Source organism: Achromobacter spanius (genome assembly GCF_039673305.1).
GTDB classification, from domain to species: domain Bacteria; phylum Pseudomonadota; class Gammaproteobacteria; order Burkholderiales; family Burkholderiaceae_B; genus Achromobacter; species Achromobacter spanius_F.
Genome location: NZ_JBDJLJ010000001.1, coordinates 328,482 through 349,508 on the forward strand (window position 1 = coordinate 328,482; position 21,027 = coordinate 349,508).

The 21,027-nt window shown below is 58.2% G+C and carries 19 protein-coding genes; 16 read left to right on the top strand and 3 right to left on the bottom strand.

All coding sequences use genetic code 11. The features are described from left to right. Nucleotides 1-10: 10 nt before the first annotated feature. Nucleotides 11-649 carry a lipoyl(octanoyl) transferase LipB gene (lipB, locus tag ABE485_RS01590; RefSeq protein WP_346512962.1) on the top strand — a complete coding sequence of 213 codons (639 nt, stop codon included), beginning with the start codon at nucleotides 11-13 and terminating at the stop codon, nucleotides 647-649. Beyond that, on the top strand, nucleotides 646-1,374 hold the full coding sequence (locus ABE485_RS01595) for a tetratricopeptide repeat protein (protein WP_346512963.1): 729 nt from the start codon (nucleotides 646-648) through the stop codon (nucleotides 1,372-1,374). Before lipB ends, ABE485_RS01595 begins: the two co-directional genes overlap by 4 nt. A gap of 6 nt (nucleotides 1,375-1,380) precedes the next feature. On the opposite strand, the gene ABE485_RS01600 is transcribed toward ABE485_RS01595, so the two are convergent. Then, on the bottom strand, nucleotides 1,381-2,193 hold the full coding sequence (locus tag ABE485_RS01600) for a substrate-binding domain-containing protein (RefSeq protein WP_346512965.1): 813 nt from the start codon (nucleotides 2,191-2,193) through the stop codon (nucleotides 1,381-1,383). 150 nt (nucleotides 2,194-2,343) lie between these two features. Here ABE485_RS01600 and lipA point away from each other — a divergent pair, with 150 nt between their 5' ends. The 14 genes from lipA (at nucleotide 2,344) to ABE485_RS01670 (ending at nucleotide 19,133) form a co-directional block, all read left to right on the top strand. Then, nucleotides 2,344-3,348 (top strand): lipoyl synthase, encoded by a 1,005-nt coding sequence (gene lipA, locus ABE485_RS01605; RefSeq protein WP_346512967.1) that lies wholly within the window; start codon nucleotides 2,344-2,346, stop codon nucleotides 3,346-3,348. A gap of 274 nt (nucleotides 3,349-3,622) precedes the next feature. Then, entirely contained in the window at nucleotides 3,623-4,441 is an 819-nt protein-coding gene (locus ABE485_RS01610) for an ABC transporter permease (RefSeq protein ID WP_346512968.1), read from the top strand. Beyond that, a complete protein-coding gene (locus ABE485_RS01615; RefSeq protein WP_346512969.1) occupies nucleotides 4,431-5,732 on the top strand; it encodes an ABC transporter ATP-binding protein in 1,302 nt (433 codons plus the stop codon). Before ABE485_RS01610 ends, ABE485_RS01615 begins: the two co-directional genes overlap by 11 nt. A gap of 230 nt (nucleotides 5,733-5,962) precedes the next feature. After that, nucleotides 5,963-8,797, top strand: coding sequence for a methyltransferase domain-containing protein (locus ABE485_RS01620; protein ID WP_346512970.1), 2,835 nt, complete (start codon nucleotides 5,963-5,965; stop codon nucleotides 8,795-8,797). Nucleotides 8,798-8,842: 45 nt separating this feature from the next. Beyond that, complete coding sequence (locus ABE485_RS01625) at nucleotides 8,843-9,952, top strand: glycosyltransferase family 2 protein (protein ID WP_346512972.1); 1,110 nt, start codon at nucleotides 8,843-8,845, stop codon at nucleotides 9,950-9,952. Between the two features lie 184 nt (nucleotides 9,953-10,136). After that, complete coding sequence (rfbC, locus tag ABE485_RS01630; RefSeq protein WP_346512973.1) at nucleotides 10,137-10,682, top strand: dTDP-4-dehydrorhamnose 3,5-epimerase; 546 nt, start codon at nucleotides 10,137-10,139, stop codon at nucleotides 10,680-10,682. Nucleotides 10,683-10,739: 57 nt separating this feature from the next. Further along, nucleotides 10,740-11,735, top strand: coding sequence for a glycosyltransferase family 2 protein (locus ABE485_RS01635; RefSeq protein WP_346512975.1), 996 nt, complete (start codon nucleotides 10,740-10,742; stop codon nucleotides 11,733-11,735). Beyond that, complete coding sequence (locus ABE485_RS01640; protein WP_346512977.1) at nucleotides 11,732-12,991, top strand: glycosyltransferase family 4 protein; 1,260 nt, start codon at nucleotides 11,732-11,734, stop codon at nucleotides 12,989-12,991. The genes ABE485_RS01635 and ABE485_RS01640 overlap by 4 nt, the downstream gene beginning before the upstream one ends. Beyond that, a complete protein-coding gene (locus ABE485_RS01645) occupies nucleotides 12,988-13,932 on the top strand; it encodes an NAD-dependent epimerase/dehydratase family protein (RefSeq protein WP_346512979.1) in 945 nt (314 codons plus the stop codon). Before ABE485_RS01640 ends, ABE485_RS01645 begins: the two co-directional genes overlap by 4 nt. 15 nt (nucleotides 13,933-13,947) lie before the next feature. Further along, nucleotides 13,948-15,024: a rhamnan synthesis F family protein gene (locus ABE485_RS01650; protein ID WP_346512980.1), complete on the top strand. Its 1,077-nt coding sequence runs from the start codon at nucleotides 13,948-13,950 to the stop codon at nucleotides 15,022-15,024. Between the two features lie 27 nt (nucleotides 15,025-15,051). Beyond that, nucleotides 15,052-15,843: a class I SAM-dependent methyltransferase gene (locus tag ABE485_RS01655; RefSeq protein WP_346512982.1), complete on the top strand. Its 792-nt coding sequence runs from the start codon at nucleotides 15,052-15,054 to the stop codon at nucleotides 15,841-15,843. Continuing rightward, nucleotides 15,843-16,208: a GtrA family protein gene (locus tag ABE485_RS01660; RefSeq protein ID WP_346512984.1), complete on the top strand. Its 366-nt coding sequence runs from the start codon at nucleotides 15,843-15,845 to the stop codon at nucleotides 16,206-16,208. The genes ABE485_RS01655 and ABE485_RS01660 overlap by 1 nt, the downstream gene beginning before the upstream one ends. 52 nt (nucleotides 16,209-16,260) lie before the next feature. Then, nucleotides 16,261-17,541, top strand: a complete 1,281-nt coding sequence (locus tag ABE485_RS01665; protein WP_346512985.1) for an NAD-dependent epimerase/dehydratase family protein — start codon at nucleotides 16,261-16,263, stop codon at nucleotides 17,539-17,541. Further along, complete coding sequence (locus ABE485_RS01670; protein ID WP_346512987.1) at nucleotides 17,538-19,133, top strand: FAD-dependent oxidoreductase; 1,596 nt, start codon at nucleotides 17,538-17,540, stop codon at nucleotides 19,131-19,133. The genes ABE485_RS01665 and ABE485_RS01670 overlap by 4 nt, the downstream gene beginning before the upstream one ends. On the opposite strand, the gene ABE485_RS01675 is transcribed toward ABE485_RS01670, so the two are convergent. After that, a complete protein-coding gene (locus tag ABE485_RS01675; protein ID WP_430795379.1) occupies nucleotides 19,130-19,978 on the bottom strand; it encodes a polysaccharide deacetylase family protein in 849 nt (282 codons plus the stop codon). The genes ABE485_RS01670 and ABE485_RS01675 overlap by 4 nt on opposite strands. Nucleotides 19,979-20,018: 40 nt before the next feature. Further along, nucleotides 20,019-20,951, bottom strand: a complete 933-nt coding sequence (locus ABE485_RS01680) for a GNAT family N-acetyltransferase (protein WP_346512989.1) — start codon at nucleotides 20,949-20,951, stop codon at nucleotides 20,019-20,021. Nucleotides 20,952-21,027: the final 76 nt, after the last annotated feature.

The following is a 21,027-nucleotide window of genomic DNA, read 5'->3' on the forward strand; positions in this document are numbered from 1 at the left end:
CTGTACGGCTGTGATCAAGTGGCTCGCGCGGCCGGTGGACTACCTGCCGGTATGGCAGGACATGCAGGCGTACACCAGCCTGCGCGACGCCGACACGCCAGACGAAATCTGGCTGTGCGAGCACACGCCGGTCTACACGCTGGGCCAGGCGGGCCTGCCCCAGCATGTGCTCAATCCCGGCAATATCCCCATCGTCCACTGCGACCGCGGCGGCCAGGTCACCTACCACGGCCCCGGCCAGGTCATGGCGTATGCGCTGTTCGACCTGCGCCGCGCCGACATGTACGTGAAGGAATATGTCGCCCTGCTCGAATCCGCCGTCATCGACACGCTGGAACAGCTGGGCGTGGGCGGGGCCTGTCGCAAGTCCGGCGCGCCTGGCGTGTACGTGCCTGACCCCGCGGGCGGAGAACTGGCCAAGATCGCCGCGCTGGGCATCAAGATCCGCAACGGCAGGGCCTATCACGGGGTGTCGCTGAACGTGGCGATGGACCTGGCCCCCTTCCTGGGCATCAATCCCTGTGGCTACGAAGGGCTGCGCACCGTCGACATGGCGGCCTGTGGCGTGCGGCGCACGCCCACCGAAACGGGCGATGCGCTGGCGCTCAATCTGGCGCGCGCCTGGCAGGGCAGAAGGAGCACGATTTGAAGACCTACACCGCGGCGGACATCGCCGCGACCACGCCCGAACAGCTGGCGCGCCTGCGCGAGTCCGGGCCGCCCGAGGAATACGCCGCCTGGATCAAGGCAGCCGCCGAGTTGGGCCTGATCGAGGCGCAGACCATTTACGGCCAGATGCTGCTGGATGGCGTCGGCGTCGAACGGCAGCCGGAAGAAGGGCTGGCGTGGTTCAAGCGCGCTGCCAACGCCGATCACCCGATGGCCATCAACATGGTGGGGCGCTGCTATGAAAACGGCTGGGGCGTGCCCGCCGACGATACCGTCGCGGCCTACTGGTTCCGCCTGGCCGCCGACCGCGGACTGGACTGGGGCATGTACAACTACGCCCACATGCTGCGCAACGGCCGGGGCGGCGTGACACAGAACCAGGCCGCCGCACTGGCGCTCTACCAGAAGGCCGCACAGGCCGGCCACGTGAAATCCATCGGCGTCGTCGGCCGCTACTACGAAGCGGGCGACGTGGTGGCGCAGGACCTTGCGCGCGCCTTCGACTGCTACCAGCGCTGCGCCGAAGGCGGCGACTTCCGGGGCATGTTCCATCTGGGCCGACTGCTGTTGCTGCAGGGCCGGAAGGAAGAAGGCGTGCAGTGGCTGGTCCGCGTACCCGAAACCGCGACGGCCGCCTTCCTGAAGGAAGCCAACGGAATGCTGCAGGACTGCGGCTTCCCCGCGCTGTACGAAACGCAGCCGTAACGCGGCTCAGGTGCTCAGGCGGGCCTCGAACGCCACTTCCAGCATGTCGTGCTGGCCCGCGCCGCGTTCGCCCTCCAGCCGGTCCAGCAGCAACTGGCCGGCGCGCCTGCCCAGCTCGGCGGCATCAATCCCCAATGTGGTCAAGCCCTGCACCCACTGCGCGGCGCTACCGTCGTCCGTGAATCCCAGCACCGCCAGGTCCTGCGGGACGTGCAGGTCGCGGTTGTGTGCTTCCGACACGGCGGCCGCCGCCAGCAGGTCCGAGGTGCAGAACACCGCGTCGAAAATCGTGTTGGTGGCCAGCAGGCGCAGAAAAGCCATGCGGCCGTCGTTCATGTGCTGTACCTCGGGCTGCACGATGTCCGCGACCTGTTCCAGCCCCAGCGCGGCGGCGCTGGCGATAAAGCCTTCGCGCCGGGCGCGCTCCCAGGGATTGTCCGCGCTGATGCAGGCCACCCGCGCAAGGCGCTTCCCGGCCAGGTGGCGGGCCGCCATGCGGCCGGCCTCGGCGTTGTCGATCGCGACGGCGCTGTCCAGTGTCTGGGGCGACGCGCTCCAGGTTTCGACGACCGGAATCTCCAGCGCGGCCAGGGCGCCCCGCAGGGCCGGATCCTCCAGCGGACCGATGACCAGGGCCGCCGCGGGGCGCAGTCCGGCGAGCAGAGGAAGCGTCCCCGCGTCGCGCCAGGGGGCGGCGGCCAGGTAATAGCCAGCGGGGGCGAGCCGTTCGCTGCAGGCCTGGATCGCCCGGGCGGCGGGTCCGGAATCCAGCCGGGGGGCGATCAGGGCGATGGGGATGGGGAGGGGCAGGGCAGGCATCAAAAAGTCCGCGGAGGCGTCAGGCCAGACGATAACCCAGGCATGCTCCGTCCCCGGAGCACGCCGCCACGGCGATTCGTGCGGTGAAGGGTAAAATGCCGTTTTTGTCCCAGACCCGGCCGTTTTGCGCGCCGGTCATGAAGGTGTCCCATGTCTACGCTCGCCGAGTCTCCTGTTCCCTCGAACGAATCCGCCGCTGCGCCTGCGGACGCGGCCTATGATCCGACGCAAAAGCAGAAATCGCAGGCCAAGACCGCGCGCATCCCCATCAAGATCATTCCGGCCGAGCGCCTGAAGAAGCCCGAGTGGATCCGCGTGAAGGCCGCCGCGCCCGGTTCGCGCTTCTACGACATCAAGCGCATCCTGCGCGAGCACAACCTGCATACGGTCTGCGAGGAAGCCTCCTGCCCGAACATCGGCGAATGCTTCGGCAAGGGCACGGCCACGTTCATGATCATGGGCGACAAGTGCACCCGCCGCTGCCCGTTCTGTGACGTGGGCCATGGCCGCCCAGACCCGCTGGACACCAAGGAACCCGAAAACCTGGCGCGCACCATCGCGGCGATGAAGCTGTCGTACGTCGTGATCACCTCCGTCGACCGCGACGACCTGCGCGACGGCGGCGCCGGCCACTTCGTGGACTGCATCACCCATATCCGCGAGCTGTCGCCCACCACCCGCATCGAAGTGCTGGTGCCCGACTTCCGCGGCCGCCTGGACCGCGCGCTGACCATCCTGAACGCCGGTCCGCCCGACGTCATGAACCACAACCTGGAAACCGTGCCGCGGCTGTACAAGCAGGCACGTCCGGGTTCGGACTATATGCACTCGCTCAAGCTGCTGGCGGAATTCAAGAAGCTGCACCCGGAAGTGCCCACCAAGTCCGGCCTGATGCTGGGACTGGGGGAGACGGACGAGGAAATTCTGCAGGTGATGCGGGATATGCGCGCGCACGACGTGGACATGTTGACGATCGGGCAGTATCTGCAGCCGTCGGAGCATCACCTGCCGGTGCTGCGGTACGTGCATCCGGATACGTTTGCGATGTTTGAGCGCGAGGCTTATGCGATGGGGTTCTCGCATGCGGCGGTGGGCGCGATGGTGCGGTCTTCGTACCATGCGGATGAACAGGCGCATGCGGCTGGGGTGAATTGACCTTCCGGCATCAGAAGCTCCCCCGGAGCCGCAAAACCCGGTTACCGACTAACTGGGCAAATGGCGGTGTCCGCTTGCCCGTGGAAATTCTCGAGAAATAACGCGTGACTTATCGAGGGAAGTGTACGGATAGCATGCGTGATGCAGACCCGGCCAATTGTTCGTATCCGGCATTGGACTCGCAAGTCCAGTCCCTGAATTTCCCGCTGTGCTCGTCGTTCATCGGCATGATGGACGGACGCAGCGCGGCGGTATCAATGGAGGTTCTTCCATAATGAGGCAGTTCCCGAGCAGCCCGCGTGCGCTTGTATTAAGTGGGGTGCGTAACGGAGATCTAATCTCCGCGTCAATCAAGCGTGAAGTCGTTGGACGCTACAAGGGCTCCATCATGGGAATGATGTGGACCTTCATCAATCCCATCATCATGCTTGCGATCTACACTTTTGTGTTCAGTGTCGTCTTCAAGGCGCGTTGGAACACTGGTAGTGCGTCGCGCACCGAGTTCGCATTGGTATTGTTTTTGGGGCTGATCGTTTTCAATCTGTTCGCCGAGTGCTTCAATAAGGCGTCGGGACTGATCGTCGGCAATCCCAATTTCGTCAAAAAGGTGGTGTTTCCGCTCGAAATCCTGCCGTGGATCACGCTAGGTGCAGCGCTATTCCACACATTCGTGAGCCTGATGGTGTGGTTGTTGGCATATCTCGTCCTGTTCGGCCTGCCGCCCCTGACGCTGCTCTACGTACCCCTCGTCCTGTTGCCATTTTGCCTTTTCATTCTGGGACTGTGTTGGATATTGGCGTCCCTTGGGGTGTACCTGCGCGACGTGTCGCAATTTATCGGAATCGTGACAACAGTGGTGATGTTCATGTCGCCTATCTTTTACCCGCCAGAGAATTTACCTGAGCCGTATCGGCACTTGCTGTACCTGAATCCTTTGACTTTCATCGTGGAGCAAGTCCGAGCCGTGGCCTTTTTTGGTAACCAGCCAAATGCGCTGGGATTGTTCATATACGCCGTTGCAGCGGGCGCGTTTGCCTGCCTGGCGTTTGCATGGTTCCAGAAGACCAGGAAGGGGTTTGCTGATGTCCTCTGAAATTTCGATATCGGTATCCGATGTCAGCAAGTGCTATCACGTTTATGAACGCCCGCGGGATCGCCTATTGCAGATGCTCGCGCGCGGACGCAAGAAGTTCTTCAAAGAATTCTGGGCGCTGCAGGACATTTCTTTCGAAATAAAGAAAGGCGAAGTGATCGGTATTGTCGGCCGCAATGGATCGGGCAAATCGACTCTGCTGCAATTGATTTGCGGCACCTTGAACCAGAGTTCGGGCGAAGTCAGAACCGTAGGGCGGGTTGCCGCGTTGCTGGAGTTGGGGTCCGGATTCAACCCGGAATTCACGGGACGCGAGAACGTCTTCCTCAATGGCGCAATCCTGGGACTTAGTCGCCAGGAAATTGCGTCCAAGATGGACCGAATTCTTGCCTTTGCGGAGATCGGTGATTTCATCGACCAACCGGTCAAGACGTACTCAAGCGGGATGTATGTACGGTTGGCATTTGCGATCCAAGCCAACATCGACCCGGATATTCTCATCGTCGACGAGGCTTTGGCAGTGGGTGACGCCTACTTTACGCACCGATGCATGTTGCGATTTGAGCAACTGCGTGAACGTGGCACCACGATCCTCTTCGTATCTCACGATGCGACCGCGGTCCGGTCATTGTGCGAGAAATGTATCTGGCTGGAGAACGGGAAAATGGTGGCTTTCGATACGGCTTCGAAGGTCGTGGATCGCTACCTCACAGTGTTGTTCGGCTACGAGCAGTCTGACACGGTGAATGAAGAGCCGGTGGCATCTCTGGAAGACGGCACTGCGCCGGTGGCGCCAACAGATGGGATCGAACTGAAAATTCCCAATATCGATCAGCGCATTGGTGACGGAAAATACTCGATTATCGGCGTGAGCCTCTACGACGAGGAAATGAACCCGATCCAGACGATCACTCACGGGTCTCGCGTCGTCCTCCGATTCAGTATTCGCAATCAGTCGATGGAATCGGGTGGGAAAATCATCGCAGGCTACATTTTTCGTACGCAGAAGGGCATTGAGCTGGCCAGTACGCACAGCGACGTGGAAAAGGTGCCAATAACCATCGGAGACATCGGCAGCATTTCGACGGTCACATTCACGGTCGATTTGCCGTTGTTGCACCCCGGCTCTTATGCGTTCAGTCCCACGGTTGCGTATCGTACCGAGTTCGGCGATATAAAGATGGGAGATCGCGTGGAAAATGCGATTGTGTTCATGGTGTCTTCGGTGAAGCACATCCACGCAATGATGAATCTGCCGACCACGGTGTCGGCGACGAACACGGCAGCGTGATCTCCATTATCGTTAGCCCGCAGAAACAATCGAAGGTTGGTCACACCAATCGAATGGCAAGTAGCAGAATTTATTGAGGAATAGCGATGTGTAATGCTTGGTGTGTGGCTTGGGCAAAGCAGGCACAGCCGCACGTGCGAAAGGGGGGGCGGCTATTGGAAGTTGGTTCTCGTGACGCGAGCGGGGCCGTTCGCGCGATATTTTCCGATCTGGTCGGAGAATATATCGGCATGGATGTTCTTGAGGGGCCTGGTGTCGATCTCGTATTGGACTCCTCGCGTATCGACAGTCAGTTTGATCGCGAGTCGTTCGATGCAGTGATTGCTTCTGGGGTGCTGGAGTCCACCTACGATTGGCAAGATGCGTTGTATCAGATGGCGGCTGTCTTGCGCATCGGTGGCGTGCTGGCGTTGACTGCGCGTGCCCCGGAATTTGAGCAGTACGATTCTCCTACAGACCATTGGCGGTTCTCTCGTCAGGATTTCGTCGACATCTTTTCGCCGCTGGGCGAACTGATTTCGATCGGCGATGACGGGACGCTGGATCCGTCCGGCGGGGTGGGTATCATCGTTCGGCGCACATGTTCCGCAGAGGCGCTCGAAGCCTGGGTGGAAGGTTTGCGCTCTTTGTCGGTGTCTTCGATGGCAATTGAGGCCGAACGGCGGGCTGCGAAGGACCACCTTACGCAGGAAGCAACGGCCAGTGTGGGTCCTGAAAGCATGATTTTCGATCAGTACAGCCGCTACATGGCTTGCGCCCGACTGTTGCGGGACTCCGGGCTAAAGCGTGGCTCAACCGTATTGGACGTGGGCAGCGGACCCGAGTGTTTGCTCGGCGGCTTTATCGATGAGGCCGAAGTCACCTATGTTGACCCGCTGCTAGCCGGCAAAGAGGGCGTCAACAAGGTCAGCGGCAACGTATTCGCTCAGCGCCTCGATGGCATGAAATTCGATTTCGTGTGCGCTGTAGACGTTCTAGAGCATGTTCCGCCTCAATACCGGGATGCATTCCTCAGCCGACTGATGGATCTTGCGGGAACTGCGGTCCTGCTGGGATTCCCGCCGGGGGAAGACGGGCATGCTCTAGAGACTGACAATTACGTCAACGAGGAATATCGTCGCGTACATGGCTCGACGTACAGCTGGCTCGACGAACATTACGAATATGGACTACCGTCGGCGCGCAAGGTCGAAGACCGTTTCCGCGCGGGGGGTTACAGTTGTTCCGTGGTCGGGCACGGCCATACGCCTTGGTTGAAGCGCCTGCTTTCCAAAGTGATTTGCTATTGGGACGTTCAATCGCTGAAGCCTGAAGTGTTGGCTGCCTCCGAGGCATTCAATCGCCAGCTTGCCGACCAGGATTTCGCCCAACCGCACTACCGGGTGTTTCTCTCGGCCACCAAGGAAGCTCATCAGAGCCTCGCACATCGGTATGAGCCTTCCGCCCAGGAGCTGGCGGAGCTCGATCGGAAATTTGACGCGATTGTGGGCGACCTCGACCTGCGTGTACTGGAACGGGCAGTAGGTGAACTGAAGCGTAAGGAAGAGGAAGTTGCCAAGCTGAGCAGCAATCTGCATCAGACCTCGGTATGGGCTAAGTCCTTGATGGAGACCATCGACGAGCGTGATGCGGATGTTATTCGGCTTCAGGCCGAAATTGGCAACCTTTCCGGCGGCCAGAAGCAACTTCAGGCTGAACTCGGGAATCTGTCCAACGCCCATCAGCACTTGCAAAGAGAATTCAACGATATCGCCGGCGTCTATCAGCGCGGCAGCGTTCGTCTCGGCATGCGCCTGTTGAAGGCTGCGGCCCGGCGGCGTCTTGCGGCGACGCCTGTTGGCGACGTCGTGCGTCTTGCTCGCGGCCACAAGGCCAAGCAGCAGGCCCGGGCGAGATTGGATGTCGTTGCGCAGGCCGTGGCCCGCAATGATCAGCGCCTCGTGCTCGCATTTCCAATCATCAATTGGGACTTCCGTTGGCAGCGGCCGCAACACATCGTATCTGGACTGCGTGATCACGGTTACGCGGCCTGCTACCTATCGATGAATCTAGATCCTCTGGGCCGGAAGTTCGTCTCGGGCGCCGAGGCGGCAGGAGCGCTCGGAGTGGACGTCCTGGACAAGGATATTTTCCAGATCCGCTTGCAGTCGAGAGATCCGGTCAACGTTTACGCCAACGTGTTGGCCGGCGAGGATCTTGATAACCTGGTTACGTCGTTGACGCAACTTATCCGCCACGCCAAGCCCGCGTCCATTCATTATTTGGTCCAATTTCCGGGATGGTGGCCGGTCGCACAGCGTCTAAAAGAGTCGTTGGGGGGGACCGTCGTCTTTGATTGCATGGATGATCACGCGGGTTTCTTCACGAATACCGCGGATGCGATCAAGATGGAGCAGCAGCTCATCGAGGCGGCGGACCTGGTCGTCGCCTCGTCATTGCTCCTTCAGGACCGCTGTCATGTCTTGAACCCGCGGACTGTCCAGATCAAGAATGGCACGGAGTTCGAGCATTTCGCCGAACCTAAGCGCAATGGCCTGCTGGACAAGTATGCCGATCGTCCCATTGTGGGCTATTACGGCGCCATTTCCGATTGGTTCGACATGGACCTGCTTGCCCATTGCGCCCGTGCCAAGCCCGAGTGGAATTTCATATTGATCGGATCCACCATGGGTGCGAACCTGGAGCCCGTGGACGGACTGTCCAACGTACATTTGCTTGGCGAGATCCCATACGCGCAACTGCCGGGTTATTTCGCGTATTTTGATGTGTGCACGATTCCTTTCAAGCTCGTGCCGTTGACGCTGGCGACGAATCCGGTCAAGTTTTACGAGTACCTCAGCGCAGGAAAGCCGGTGGTCTCGATTGATCTGCCTGAGCTCGCCATTTATTCCGACGATTGCTACCTTGCCCATAACGGCAAGGAGTTTGTTGCGCAATTGGAGGCAGCCATGTCGCAAAAGGACGATCCCGAAAAGATCGCCCGACGCATCGCGCTCGCCAAGGAGAACTCATGGGATGCTCGCGTCGCGGCGTTGCTGCAAGCCGATGCGTTTGCAAAGCGCTAAGTCGAGTGCTCCGCGTAATCAGCTGCCCTTTATCCTGCGATTGACATGAAGAACGCTTCCATCATCGTTCTGGCTTATAACCACCTCGAGGAGACAACGGCACCTTGTCTGGAGTCGATACTCGAGCATACCGACCTGAACAGCAATGAGCTAATTGTTGTTGATAACGCATCTGCGGACGGTACGGCTGCGTACCTGCGCGAGTTCAAGTCAAAGCACCCAGAGGTACTGCTCTGCTTGAATGAAGTGAACAAGGGGTACGCTGGCGGCAACAACGACGGGATTCGGCTGGCGAGTGGGCGCGTTCTTGTCCTGTTGAACAACGACACCGTTGTCGGTCCAGGGTGGCTTGCCCCTTTGGTGGAGGCGCTGGAACAGGACCCAAGCGTGGGCATGGTAGGCCCGGTCACAAACTCAGCAGGCAACGAGCAGCGCATCGTCCTGCCCGATGTCGCGCCCGAGACATTTGTCAGAGCGACCTCGCCTTACCTGGCCCAGCAGGTCGGTGTGTATTCCGAAACGGAGAAGCTTGGCTTTTTCTGCGTCGCAATACGACGGGACGTCATCGATAAGATCGGACTGCTTGATGAGGCGTTCGGCATCGGGATGTTCGAGGACGATGATTTGTGCGTCCGCGCGATTCGGGCAGGATATCGTCTGCTTATCGCCGAGGGTGCCTTCGTGTACCACAAGGGAAGCGTTTCGTTCAGCAAACTGGGCGCAGAGAAATATCAGGGATTGTTCTTCCGCAATCTCGCATATTTCTTTGAAAAACACGATGCGGCGTGGACCTACACCGATATCGCAATGGCAGCCTGGAAGCGTCTCAAGCAAGATGTACAACAGGCCATGTCGGGAGATCAGGCTGCAGCCGCGAGGGTGCGCAGCAGGGTTTCGTTGATGGACGATACCTTGAGCCAGTCTCGGCGACAGGAGGAAGCGGCCATGCAGTCGTCGTCAGTCGAGCTATCAAACCGGATGGCGGCTAAGAAGCATGCAGAGCTTATGGAAATCTCGGATTGGGCAACGTCGCTCAAGGGGGAGAACGAGAGGCTGCGGCAAGAGCTGGATGAGTGTAAGCGCAAACTTGACCCTGACGATAAATCGCTGATGCGGGTGTTGGCGCGGAAGGTCAAGCGTCTGATCGGCTCCTGAGATTCCAATTTCCGAGCATGTTCTCATCCGGACCGTTCGCGGCGTGGGACGAGCCAGTGTTCGAACGCCTTGCGCAGCGGCGTCTAGTGAAGGGAACTATGAACCGACCCAAAAACGAAAAGCGTCCAATTGGACGCGCGTTCATTGATGTTGACCTGTTGTTGTTGAAGATCGAGATAGAGCCATGAAAATAATCCCCACCGCCATTCCTGAAGTTTTGCTCATCGAGCCCCGCGTTTTCGGCGACGATAGAGGTTTTTTCTTCGAAAGTTTCAACAGCCGGTTGTTCAATGAGGCCGTTGGTCGCGAAGTAAATTTCGTCCAGGACAATCACTCCCGTTCAGTCCAGGGTGTGTTGCGCGGCTTGCATTATCAGATCGTTCAGCCGCAAGGAAAGCTGGTGCGCGCGGTGATCGGCGCCGTGTTTGATGTGGCTGTCGATATGCGTAAGGGATCCCCTACATTTGGCAAATGGGTAGGCGAAGTGCTTAGCGCCGAAAACAAGCGCATGCTGTGGGTGCCAGAGGGTTTCGCGCATGGCTTCCAGGTGTTGTCTGAAACGGCTGACTTCCTCTACAAGACTACAGATTTCTACGCGCCGCAGCACGAACGGTGCGTTATCTGGAACGACTCCACACTCGCTATTGATTGGCCCGCTGATGTGACGCCGCGTCTGTCGCAAAAGGACGAGCAAGGTTTGACGTTCCATGAGGCGGACGTTTTTGCTTGATTTTGTGATCGCTAGCGCTTGCGTTGCCTGCGAATGCTGCCGGGGAGACGCCCTGCCATGAAGGCTTCCGTCATTATTCCGACCAAAAATCCGGGGGGCATTCTGCGATCCGTGCTTCCGGCCGTGTGTAATCAGAAGGCAGCCTTTGACTTTGATGTGCTGATCATCGATTCAGGATCCACGGACGGGACTGTGGAGTACGTGCGCCAATATGGCGATCAGCGCGTACGGCTGCATGAGATTGCGCCCGCGGAATTTGGTCATGGTAAGACGCGCAATTTGGGTGTTTCCTTGACCGACGGCGAGTTCGCCGTACTTATTACGCATGATGCTTTGCCCGCGAACGATGAGTGGCTGGCCGCCATGGTGAAACCAGCGGATGAGGATCCGGAGGTGGCGGGTGTGTTCGGGCGACATCTTGCTTACCCTGACGCATCTCCGTTCACCAGACGCGATCTGGAACGGCACTTCGCCCATTTCGAATCCACGCCCGTGGTGCGCCTGGATGACCCCGCACGCTATGAGCGCGACCCTGGTTATCGGCAATTTCTGCATTTCTTTTCCGACAATAACGCTCTGATTCGCCGCAGTGTCTGGCAAAAATTCCCGTATCCAGATGTGGACTTCGCAGAGGATCAGATTTGGGCTGAGACCATTATCAAACAAGGATGGAAAAAGGCCTACGCGCACAATGGTGTGGTGTATCACTCGCATGATTTCCCACCTTTTGAGTACTTGCAGCGTAGCTTCGACGAGTCGTATGCGCTGTTTCGTCTCTTCGGCTATACGCTTGTGCCTTCCTTGTACAGGCTTCTTCGCACCTGGGCTGGCGCCTCTTTGCTGGACTTCCGCTATGCGTGGGGGCAGGGACTGATCCGGCGCCAGCCACTAGCCGTATTGAGCATGCCGATTCGAAATCTGATGCGCGCATTGGGACATTATCTGGGCTCACGCGCTGAAAAATTGCCGGCCGGCTTGCGTCGTGGGCTTTCCCGAGATCGGCGCATGATGGCCGGGATGGCAGTTTCTGTAAGAGCGGAAGAGAAATCATGAATGTAGGCATCCTCAAGAAGCGCTCCGAGAGCGTATTGCGGTTTCGCCGTGATCACGGGACGAAAGCGCTGATTCTGCGAGTGCTGAACGCCTTGCTGAATCCGGACGCGTTCAAGAAACAAAAGGTGGTGGAATCACTCGCATTCACCAAATACCAACCCTTTGGTGAAAGGTCCAAGGGCGAAGAGGCTGCGTCCAATACCGTAAATTGGTTCATTCCGCGGCCTGGCCGAGGTTCGGGCGGCCACTTGAATATCTTTCGCTTCGTGCGCAATTTGGAAGCGCAGGGTTTCGAGTGTCGTCTTATTTCTACCGTCACCAATATTCCTGGCATGACACCGGAACAAATGGAGATGGATATCGCCAATTGGTTTTTTCCGCTTAAGGCCAAGGTTTATATCGGCGCAGAAAGTGCCCCTCCCGCAGCCATATCGATTGCGACGGGTTGGCATACCGCTTACGACGTGCGGAACTTCCAGTCGACGTTGCACAAGTGCTATTTCGTGCAAGACTTTGAACCTCATTTCTATCCCGTGGGTACCGACTATGCTCTGGCCGAGGAGACCTATCGATTTGGTTTCACGGGCATCACGGCTGGGGGCTGGCTGGCGACGAAGTTGGCGGCTGACTACGGAATGCGCGCTTATTCCGTCGGTTTTTCCTATGACCGCGACCTGTATAGGCCGATGCCTGTACCTCATGAGGGCCGTCGCGTCTTTTTCTATACCAGGCCTTCTACACCGCGCCGTGGATTTGAATTGGGGCTGGCCGTGTTGGCCGAAGTCGCCCGACGGCATCCCGATGTCGTTGCGGTGCTCGCCGGTGGGCGCCTGGGGCAATGGGAGATTCCGTTCAAGCACGTCGACAGCGACATCGTCGATCTTGGCAAGCTGAGCGAGCTGTACAACAGCTGCGATGTGGCCTTGGTGCTGTCGTTCACCAATCTATCCCTGCTGCCGCTGGAGTTGATGGCGTGCGGCGTTCCAGTGGTGAGCAACCGCGACGCGTGTACCCAATGGCTCTTGACCGACGAAAATGCTCGTCTGGAATCACCCACTATCGACGCACTTGCGGATGCGATCTGCTCTATCCTGGAGGACGCTTCAGAAGCCGCGCGGCTGCGTGAAGGCGGCTTGCGGCTCGCGGCGTCTACGGACTGGGCGATCGAAGGGAATCGTATGGCGGAGATTCTGCGCCGGATTGCGGATCAACCGGAGAGCGCCACTGCCCCTCCGTCAATGGCGGCGCCAACATGACCGAACTCTCGCAATCTCGTTGCGCGATCCTGGGCGGAGGGGGCTTTATTGGCACCAACCTTTGCCGTGCACTGAATGGTCGCGTTGCGGCTTTGAAGATGTTCAGCCGCCGCCTGTCTTTTCCCCATGCGGTTTCGGGCATCGAGTGGATTTCGGGCAATTTCGAGGACACCGACAAGGTCGAGCAGGCGGTGGCCGGCTGCGACACGGTTTTTCATCTGCTGACGGCGACGACGCCCGCTAGTGCGAACCTCGATATGGTTGGCGACTTGAATGCCAACGTAGCAGGGACGTTGCGTCTGCTGGATGCATGCCGGGCACAGGGGGTTCGTCGCATTGTCTATGTTTCTTCGGGGGGGACCATATACGGAATTCCCGAACAAATTCCCACACCGGAATGCGCGCCGACATCACCCATCACGGCTTATGGTGTGACGAAGCTCGCTGTGGAGAAATATCTACATCTCTATCAGCATCTTTATGGCCTGGAGTATCGAGTGCTCCGCGTCGCCAATCCGTTCGGCCCCTATCAGACCGCCGTCAAGAATCAAGGCGTGATTGCAGCGTTCATGCGCCAAGCGTTACAAGGCGAGCCGATCAATGTTTGGGGAGACGGATCGGTCGTTAGAGATTACATCTACATCGACGATGTAATCTCGGCTATGCTCGCGGCGGCGGCGCATGAGGGCCCCTCGCGGGTCTTCAACGTTGGCACGGGAGAAGGGCGCAGCTTGTCTGAGATCGTGGAAGCGATCGAAGAAGTCTCAGGGCTGGCGGTTCCCGTCAGGTACGGAGCTGGTCGTCCAATTGATGTGCCGCGCAGCATCCTCGACATTACGCTGGCCCGGCAGGAATTGGGTTGGCGGCCACAGGAAGACTTCTTGTCCGGGGTGCAGTTGACATGGGACTGGATACGTAGCCTGTCTCAAGCCCGACGATAGAATTCGACTGAAAAAATGAAGAAGTACTTTCGTGCGTTGCGGACCATGGGAGCCCTGGGTGTATCCGAGGGCGGGCTCAGGGGTTTGCTCCAAAAAAGCGTCCGCATGTATCGCAGCGAGGGCGTACGCGGTTTCAAACGTCTGTTCTCTGCGGCGGCCGGGGGCCACGTTCGTTCCGGCCCGATCCCCAATCGCCCTCGAGACAAGGACGACTTCGCATTCGAAATTCCCTTCAGCTATCCCGTCACCCGAGATCCCTCATTGCGCGCTTGTGCAGTCGTCCATGCCTTCTATCCCGAACTAGTGCCGCAGATTCGGAGCTACCTGGAAAGGGTGCCGGGCCAGCTCGATGTGTACATATCGACGACATCCGATGAGAAGCGACATATCATCGAGTCGGCGATGCAAGGCTACGCGGGGGGGCAGGTCGAGATTCGGGTTTTCCCAAACCGGGGACGGGACATTGCTCCCAAGTTGGTTGGCTTTGCGGACGTCTACAGCAAGTACGACGTCGCACTCAGCCTGCACACGAAGAAATCCCCGCATGGGGGAGAGATGTTGGCGCCTTGGCGCGACTATCTGTACGATCATCTGCTGGGATCCCCGGAGATAGTTGCTTCCATTTTTGAGCTCCTGCGCCAGGATCGGATCGGCATGGTATTTCCTCAACATTTCTTCCCCTTGCGCAGCCACCTGGCCTGGGGACCGAACTTTGAATCCACGCTTGCGTTGCTGGAACCGCTGGGTGTCACGATCGAACCAGACGCGTACTTGGAGTGTCCATCGGGATCCATGTTTTGGTGTCGGACCGACGCTCTGCAACCTTTGCTGAGTCTGCAACTGAGCTTTGACAGTTTTCCCGAAGAGGCGGGCCAGACAGACGGGACATTCGCCCATGCGATAGAACGCGCCTTCCTCTACAGTATCGAGGGGGCGGGCTACAAATGGGCTAAGGTGGTGTTGCCCAATTCTTATCCTTTACCGTCGACGATCCTTCCGGTTCGCAGCGTCGTCGATATTGAGCAGGGTATGTCACGAGTATACCGACCGTTGTTGGGGTCGGAAGTGCCTGCAGTTAGGCGGAAATTCTAAAAATGTGATTTGGAACAGAGTGAGAAAATGAACTGGCTTGCGGACTATCTGCGCGATTCTAGCGTGAGGGATATTAATGTCGACGGTAGTGATCGCCTGCTGATTCACAGTCAGATTTTGGCGCGAAAACCCATGCTGCAATCGGTCTTCAATAGTTTTCACCACACTTTTGAAAGATTGGATCGTCGCTTCCTCACGGCTTCCGGCTTGCGCGTCGAGCTAGGTGCCGGCGTTGCGCCCATTAGAGACAGCTATCCTGACGTTCTCGCCACGGACATCGTCCATGGTCCGCACCTGGATCGCGTGGTGAATGCAGAAGAGATGGATTTCCCCGATCTCTCCGTCAGAACGATATTTGGCCAAAATTGTTTTCATCATTTCCCCCATCCCGATCGATTTTTTAACGAGTTGGTCAGGGTGCTACCTGAAGGGGGGGGGTGCATTCTGCTCGAGCCGTATTACGGTCCGGCAGCGGCTTTCACGTTCAAGCGCTTGTTCAGTACCGAAGGCTACGACAAGGATTTCCCGTCATGGGAGACGCCGGTCGCCGGACCGATGAACGGGGCCAACCAAGCCTTGAGCTATATAATTTTTAAACGCGATAGAAAGATGTTTGAACAGAAATTTCCACAACTGCGCATTGTCCATGAGGAGGTGTGCAATAACTATTTGCCCTATCTCCTTTCGGGTGGCCTGAACTTTCGCCAGCTCTGGCCGAACCGGGCGCTTCCGCTGCTTTCCGGGATCCAGGGTGCATTGAAGCCGTTCTCGCGCGTGCTCGGATTGCATCACGTCATTGTTTTGCGTAAAGAGGCCTGATGCGTTTTGCTCGTTACGTATCGGTTCAGATCGGTGCATATGTCATAGATATGGGCGGCTTCATACTGCTCAGCAAATACCTGCTAACGCCGCTGCTGGTGGCCAACATCATAAGCAAGCTGTGCGCCGGTCTATTCGGGTTTTTTGTACATCGGGTGTTTACGTTTCAGGTAAGCGGTTCGGAACGGACCTTCAGGCAGGCGGTGACCTATTTCGCATTGCTGGCTTTGAATTTGCCGCTGTCCGCCTTCATCTTGCACGGTGTGCTGCAGGTCATAGCGTGGCCGGTGGTCGCGAAGTTTATCTCTGATGTAATTTGCGTATTCCTTAGCTATTGGCTGAGCAAGCGATTCGTTTTTCTGTGAAAACGTGCCAGCTTTGTATGTGCCAGAGTCGTTGGCCCCTGGGGACCATTCAATGAAGTTGTTGATTACTGGAGCGACCGGCTACATTGGACGGCGCTTGGTCGCGTCCGCGGTGGTACGAGGGCACCAGGTGGTGGTCGCAGGTCGCAAACGCCCCGCGGGGATGGACGTCGAATGGACACACTTCGACTTGGCGAATCCTCAGACGGTCGAGTTGCCAAACGGTCTGGATGCCGTGGTGCATTTGGCGGTGATGACGTCGCCGAGCGCTGAGACAGAGAAATCGGAAGTGGCGGCCGCGGAGTCACTGCTCAGTGCGACGGCGCGTGCCAAGGTTCCTATTTTGTTCGTGTCAAGCCAAACCGCGCGCGCGGATGCGCCTACCGCATATGGCCGGAACAAATGGCAAATCGAGCAATCGGTGTTGGCACAAGGCGGATGGGTGGTGCGTCCGGGGCAAGTATATGGTGGGTCGGAAGCCGGTCTGTTCGGTGTTCTCGTGAATGTCGTGCGGCGGCTCCCCATGCTTCCCGCGTTTGTTCCCGCGCCGCGCGTCCAACCGGTGCACGTTGACGATCTGGTGGGCGCGCTGTTGAGCTGTCTTGAGCGTCGACCGAAGTCGGGCATATTTCAAATCGCGGAACCTGACCCGGTCAGCTTCACCACCTTCCTCTCTGCGATCGCACGCGGCCGTGTAAGGCGCAGACGCGTGTTTGTTCCCGTTCCCGTATCGCTGGTGAGGACCGTCCTCAAGGCATTGGGTCCGGAGCGGAGCCGTCGGATAGGGCTGGATCGTCTGCTCTCCCTGTTTGCGCTGCCCCCAATGCAGACGGCGAACGACCTTGATCAGCTAGGGGTCGTGCCCAGGCCTTTGTTTGGCGGAATGGCTTGCGCAGGTTCCACGCGGCGCCGTTGGCTGATACAGGAAGGGCGAGCTATTTTGACGTATGTGCTGCGCGAGGAACCCGGGTGCGAATTGATTCGTCGATATGTGCGCGGTGTGGAGAGTTTGCGCCCAGTGGGCGCCCTGGATTTGCCTTCCTGGTCGCTGCGCTTCCCCTCGCTGATTGCTCTGGTTGAAGGCGGTGCGTTGTTGCAGGTTGACCTTCGGCCGGAGTTGGCATGGCGGCTAAATGCGGCCGTGGCGTTGGCCGAAGCAACGCCACAAGGGGCTCGTCGTTTCCTGTGGCTGGGCGACCGAAGTCAGGGTGGGTTGATCAAGGCTGTCTATGTGTGCCGCGCTCTGGCGGGCGAGGTCCTAGCCCGAATCGGAAGATTGTTGGTGATTCCTTTGGTCGTTAGTCTGAAGGGAAAGAGGGGCGAGCGAGAGTGAATCAGGTTTTTGACGTCGTTATTGTGGGCAGCGGTCCCGCCGGTGTCTCGGCAGCCTTCCCGTTGCTGGATGCGGGATTGCGCGTCCTGATGGTCGACGGTGGAAAAACTTCGCCAGTCCCTGCGCCCACCGGGCAGTATTTGGATTTACGCCAGCATCAACGTGATCAATCCGATTGGATGATCGGCTCGGGTTTTCATGCGTTGCGCCATGATGGCGCGATATCTCCAAAATTTCGAACACCCACCCAAGCCTATGTTTTCGAGGACTATGCCAGTGTCAATCGAATCGAGGCTGAATCCTTCGTAGCCGTCGGCTCTTTGGCCAGAGGAGGGTTGTCCAATGCTTGGGGGTGTGGTGTCGCCAAGTTATCCGCAGACGAGTTGTCGGAATTCCCATTCCCGCCTCAGGACCTTGACGCTTCCTATGAAGCGGTTGCCTTGAGGATGGGGGTAAGCGGCGCGGTGCAGGACGACCTGTCTTTCGAACTTGGGCTGGACCAATACGCACAACCTCCGGTGCCTCTGGATCCCCTGCAGAGCAGGCTTCTTTCGGGGTACGAAACACATCGGAAGATTTCGGTCGCCGCAGGATTTCGCATGGGGCGGGCACGGTCCGCCGTTTTGACTCAGGCCAAAGGCGAGAGACAGGCGTGCGACCTGTCAGGCTCATGTATGTGGGGCTGTGCTCGACGAGCCTTGTATTCCGCGACCGAGGATGTACGCCTTCTGCAACGGTATGCCGGGTTTACGTATCGCCCCGGTTTTGTGGTCGAGCGGGTTTTGCGTGATGCGGAACACATGGTTGTGCAAGGCGACGACGGCAGCGGCAAGACGACCTGGCGTGCGCGCCGTGTCTTGCTTGCGGCGGGAACCATCGCATCCACGCGTTTTGCTTTGATGGCGATGGACAAACCGTTGACGATCGGGATGCAGTCCTGCCCCACGGCGGCGTTCATGGTTTGGGTGCCCCGCGCATGGGGAAGAAGCCGCGTGGCTGCTTTTGGGCTGGGACAACTGGCGTACACACTTGACCTCGGCGCGGGTCAATACAAAGGCTACGGCGGCCTGTTCGATACTACGGGAATCCCTGTGGCTGAGTTCTCGAAATTCATGCCGCTGGGAAAGCGCTTTGGAGTCGACCTTTTGTCGTCTCTGTTGAGTTCTTGCGCCGTGGGCAATCTGTTCTTGCCGGGACACCTTACGAAAGCCGCACTTTCCTTGCGACATCATGATGTCTTGCACATCAGTGGACAGTACGACGACGAAGTGCCAAATCTGATGGCGGAAGCTGCCAAGAGGCTGCAGGCGGCTTTTCGCCGGATTGGAGCCTGGGTGTTACCCCGAAGCTTTACCGCAGGGCGTCCGGGTTCCGATATTCACTATGCAGCCTCGTTTCCCATGCGCCATCGTCCAGATCCTGGGCAGACCGATGCATGGGGCGAGGTTTGCGGTGTACAAGGACTGCACATTGTTGACGGCGCGAGCCTGTCCAGCCTGCCGGCCAAGCCGCATACGCTTACGATCATGGCTAACGCCGACCGCATCGGAAGGCATTTGGCCGCTAGTCTCGTGGGCAACACGCGTTCCTAGACTTCCTTCGCGGGTGCCGGCGTGTAGTCATAAGTCCGCAACGTATGCGAAAACCTGCGGACCCAGGCATCGAGAGTCGTTGAGGATTCCGCATTGACGACGCGTAGAATTTTGCGCATGGTGTTGCGTCGGTTGAACCACAACAATATGCTGGTCCATAGGGCTGCGCCCGATATCGGCGCGAACGATTCCTCGGCGTCGAAGTCGTAGGGGTGGCAATATGTCCAGAGACATGACGCATCTGACGCCTGGCGTAGCAGCCTGTTGATCACGATTTGCGGCACATATCTAAGGTAGAAGCCTCCCAGGTAGGGCAAGGTGGCGCCCGCCAGATTGCCCACGGGGCACGGAAGTTCGACCAAGCCGTTCGGCCATTTGAAGGGGTCTTGCGGCGTGTTTGGAAAACCGTACAAGGGAGTCCTCGTCGGCATGACGCTAGAAGAATAGGTGAAGCCAAGCTGGCGAAGGTCGTCCACGAACCAAGCCGTGCGTTCGACCAGGGAAAAAATGGGTGCGCGAAATCCCGTGACCTCTTTGCCAACACAATCTTCCAGAATACGCTTGGCACGCGCCGTGCTCTCACGCAGCTCTCTGGGTGTTTGCTTGTCTAGAGGTACATGGTCCAGGCTATGGCAGGCGATTTCGTGACCCAGTGCGGCAATTTCCCGCAACAATCCTGGTTCCGTTTCGGCTATGCGGGCAACGGTGAAGACTGTTCCTCTAATGTTTCGCTCCGCGAGCGTTTCCAGCACCTGACGGGTCACGTGCGGATACCTGCTAGTACTGTCGTATCGGCCGAGATGGTCTTCCAGGTCGAGCGTAAAGAGGACTTGCTTGGGCATCATCAAAAAAAGGTGGGGTCTAAGGAGCTCTGACTTCGAGCAGTCAATATGCGTCGAAATCGAGAAATTCGAATGTGCCGAAGGCTATTTCTTCCGGGCCAGGCATTGAGTCGTTCAGGCGCCGGTAAATGAGATTCAGCGGTGAGGGCAACAGCCGGCGTGGAAGAGGTAGTCCGCGAGGCGACGCTTGAGCATTGAACCCCGAATAAACGAAAAATGGGCTGCGGTGAAAGCCGGCGGCCTTGCGCAGCAGCGCCTTGCTATCCACCTGCCCAGAAGGGGAATGCGGAAAGAACTTCAGCGCGACGACAGCCGGTATGCCGGCTGCCAGCGGAGCTGCTGTCGTGACAAGGGTGCCCGTACGGTGCGTGTGAATCGCATATTTGGCGCGGGGGCTTGATAGCCTCCAACGCAGCTTGTCGCTGGTCCAGTTCTGACATACGCCGTTCGTAGTCTGACCTGCCTCGATTGACCCGCAGATCGCACCGAATTCTTGACTCTGCAAGAACTGCGATGTGACAAGGTGGGATGTTGCGTCACCCCGACCCTTGGGTAATACGGCACCGGCAACGACGGGTAGCGGGCAGACGAGTTTGAAGCCAAGCCGCCGCAGAAATCCAGGCGTTGAGTTGGCATTGGCCACCCCGATGATCGCCTGAATGCCCTGTTCGGCAGCTTTCGCATAGGACTCTTCGGCCTGCTTCGTAAACAGTCCCTTACCCCGCGCCTTCACATGAACCGCGGTATTGAGAGAAAGCGCGAGAGGTTTGATAGTCTGCCCGAATCGCCAAGCTTGGGGCACAACCGTGTAATGCCCTAGAAGCTCCCCGTCTTCGACGTAATCGCTAGGGACATGGCGACCGTCTGGCGCAGCGTAATAAAGCCACTCTAAATAATCGTAAGAAAATGCACTTTCAGGGAACACGAGGTTCAGAAGTTGCATTTGGCTTTGAAGCGTAGGAATCTTGTCGGTCATATTAATTTAATTCGCCAAAAAGGGCGGTATCGAGACATGTCCGAAAAATTGACCGCCAATCTTGTTCTAGGCGGTA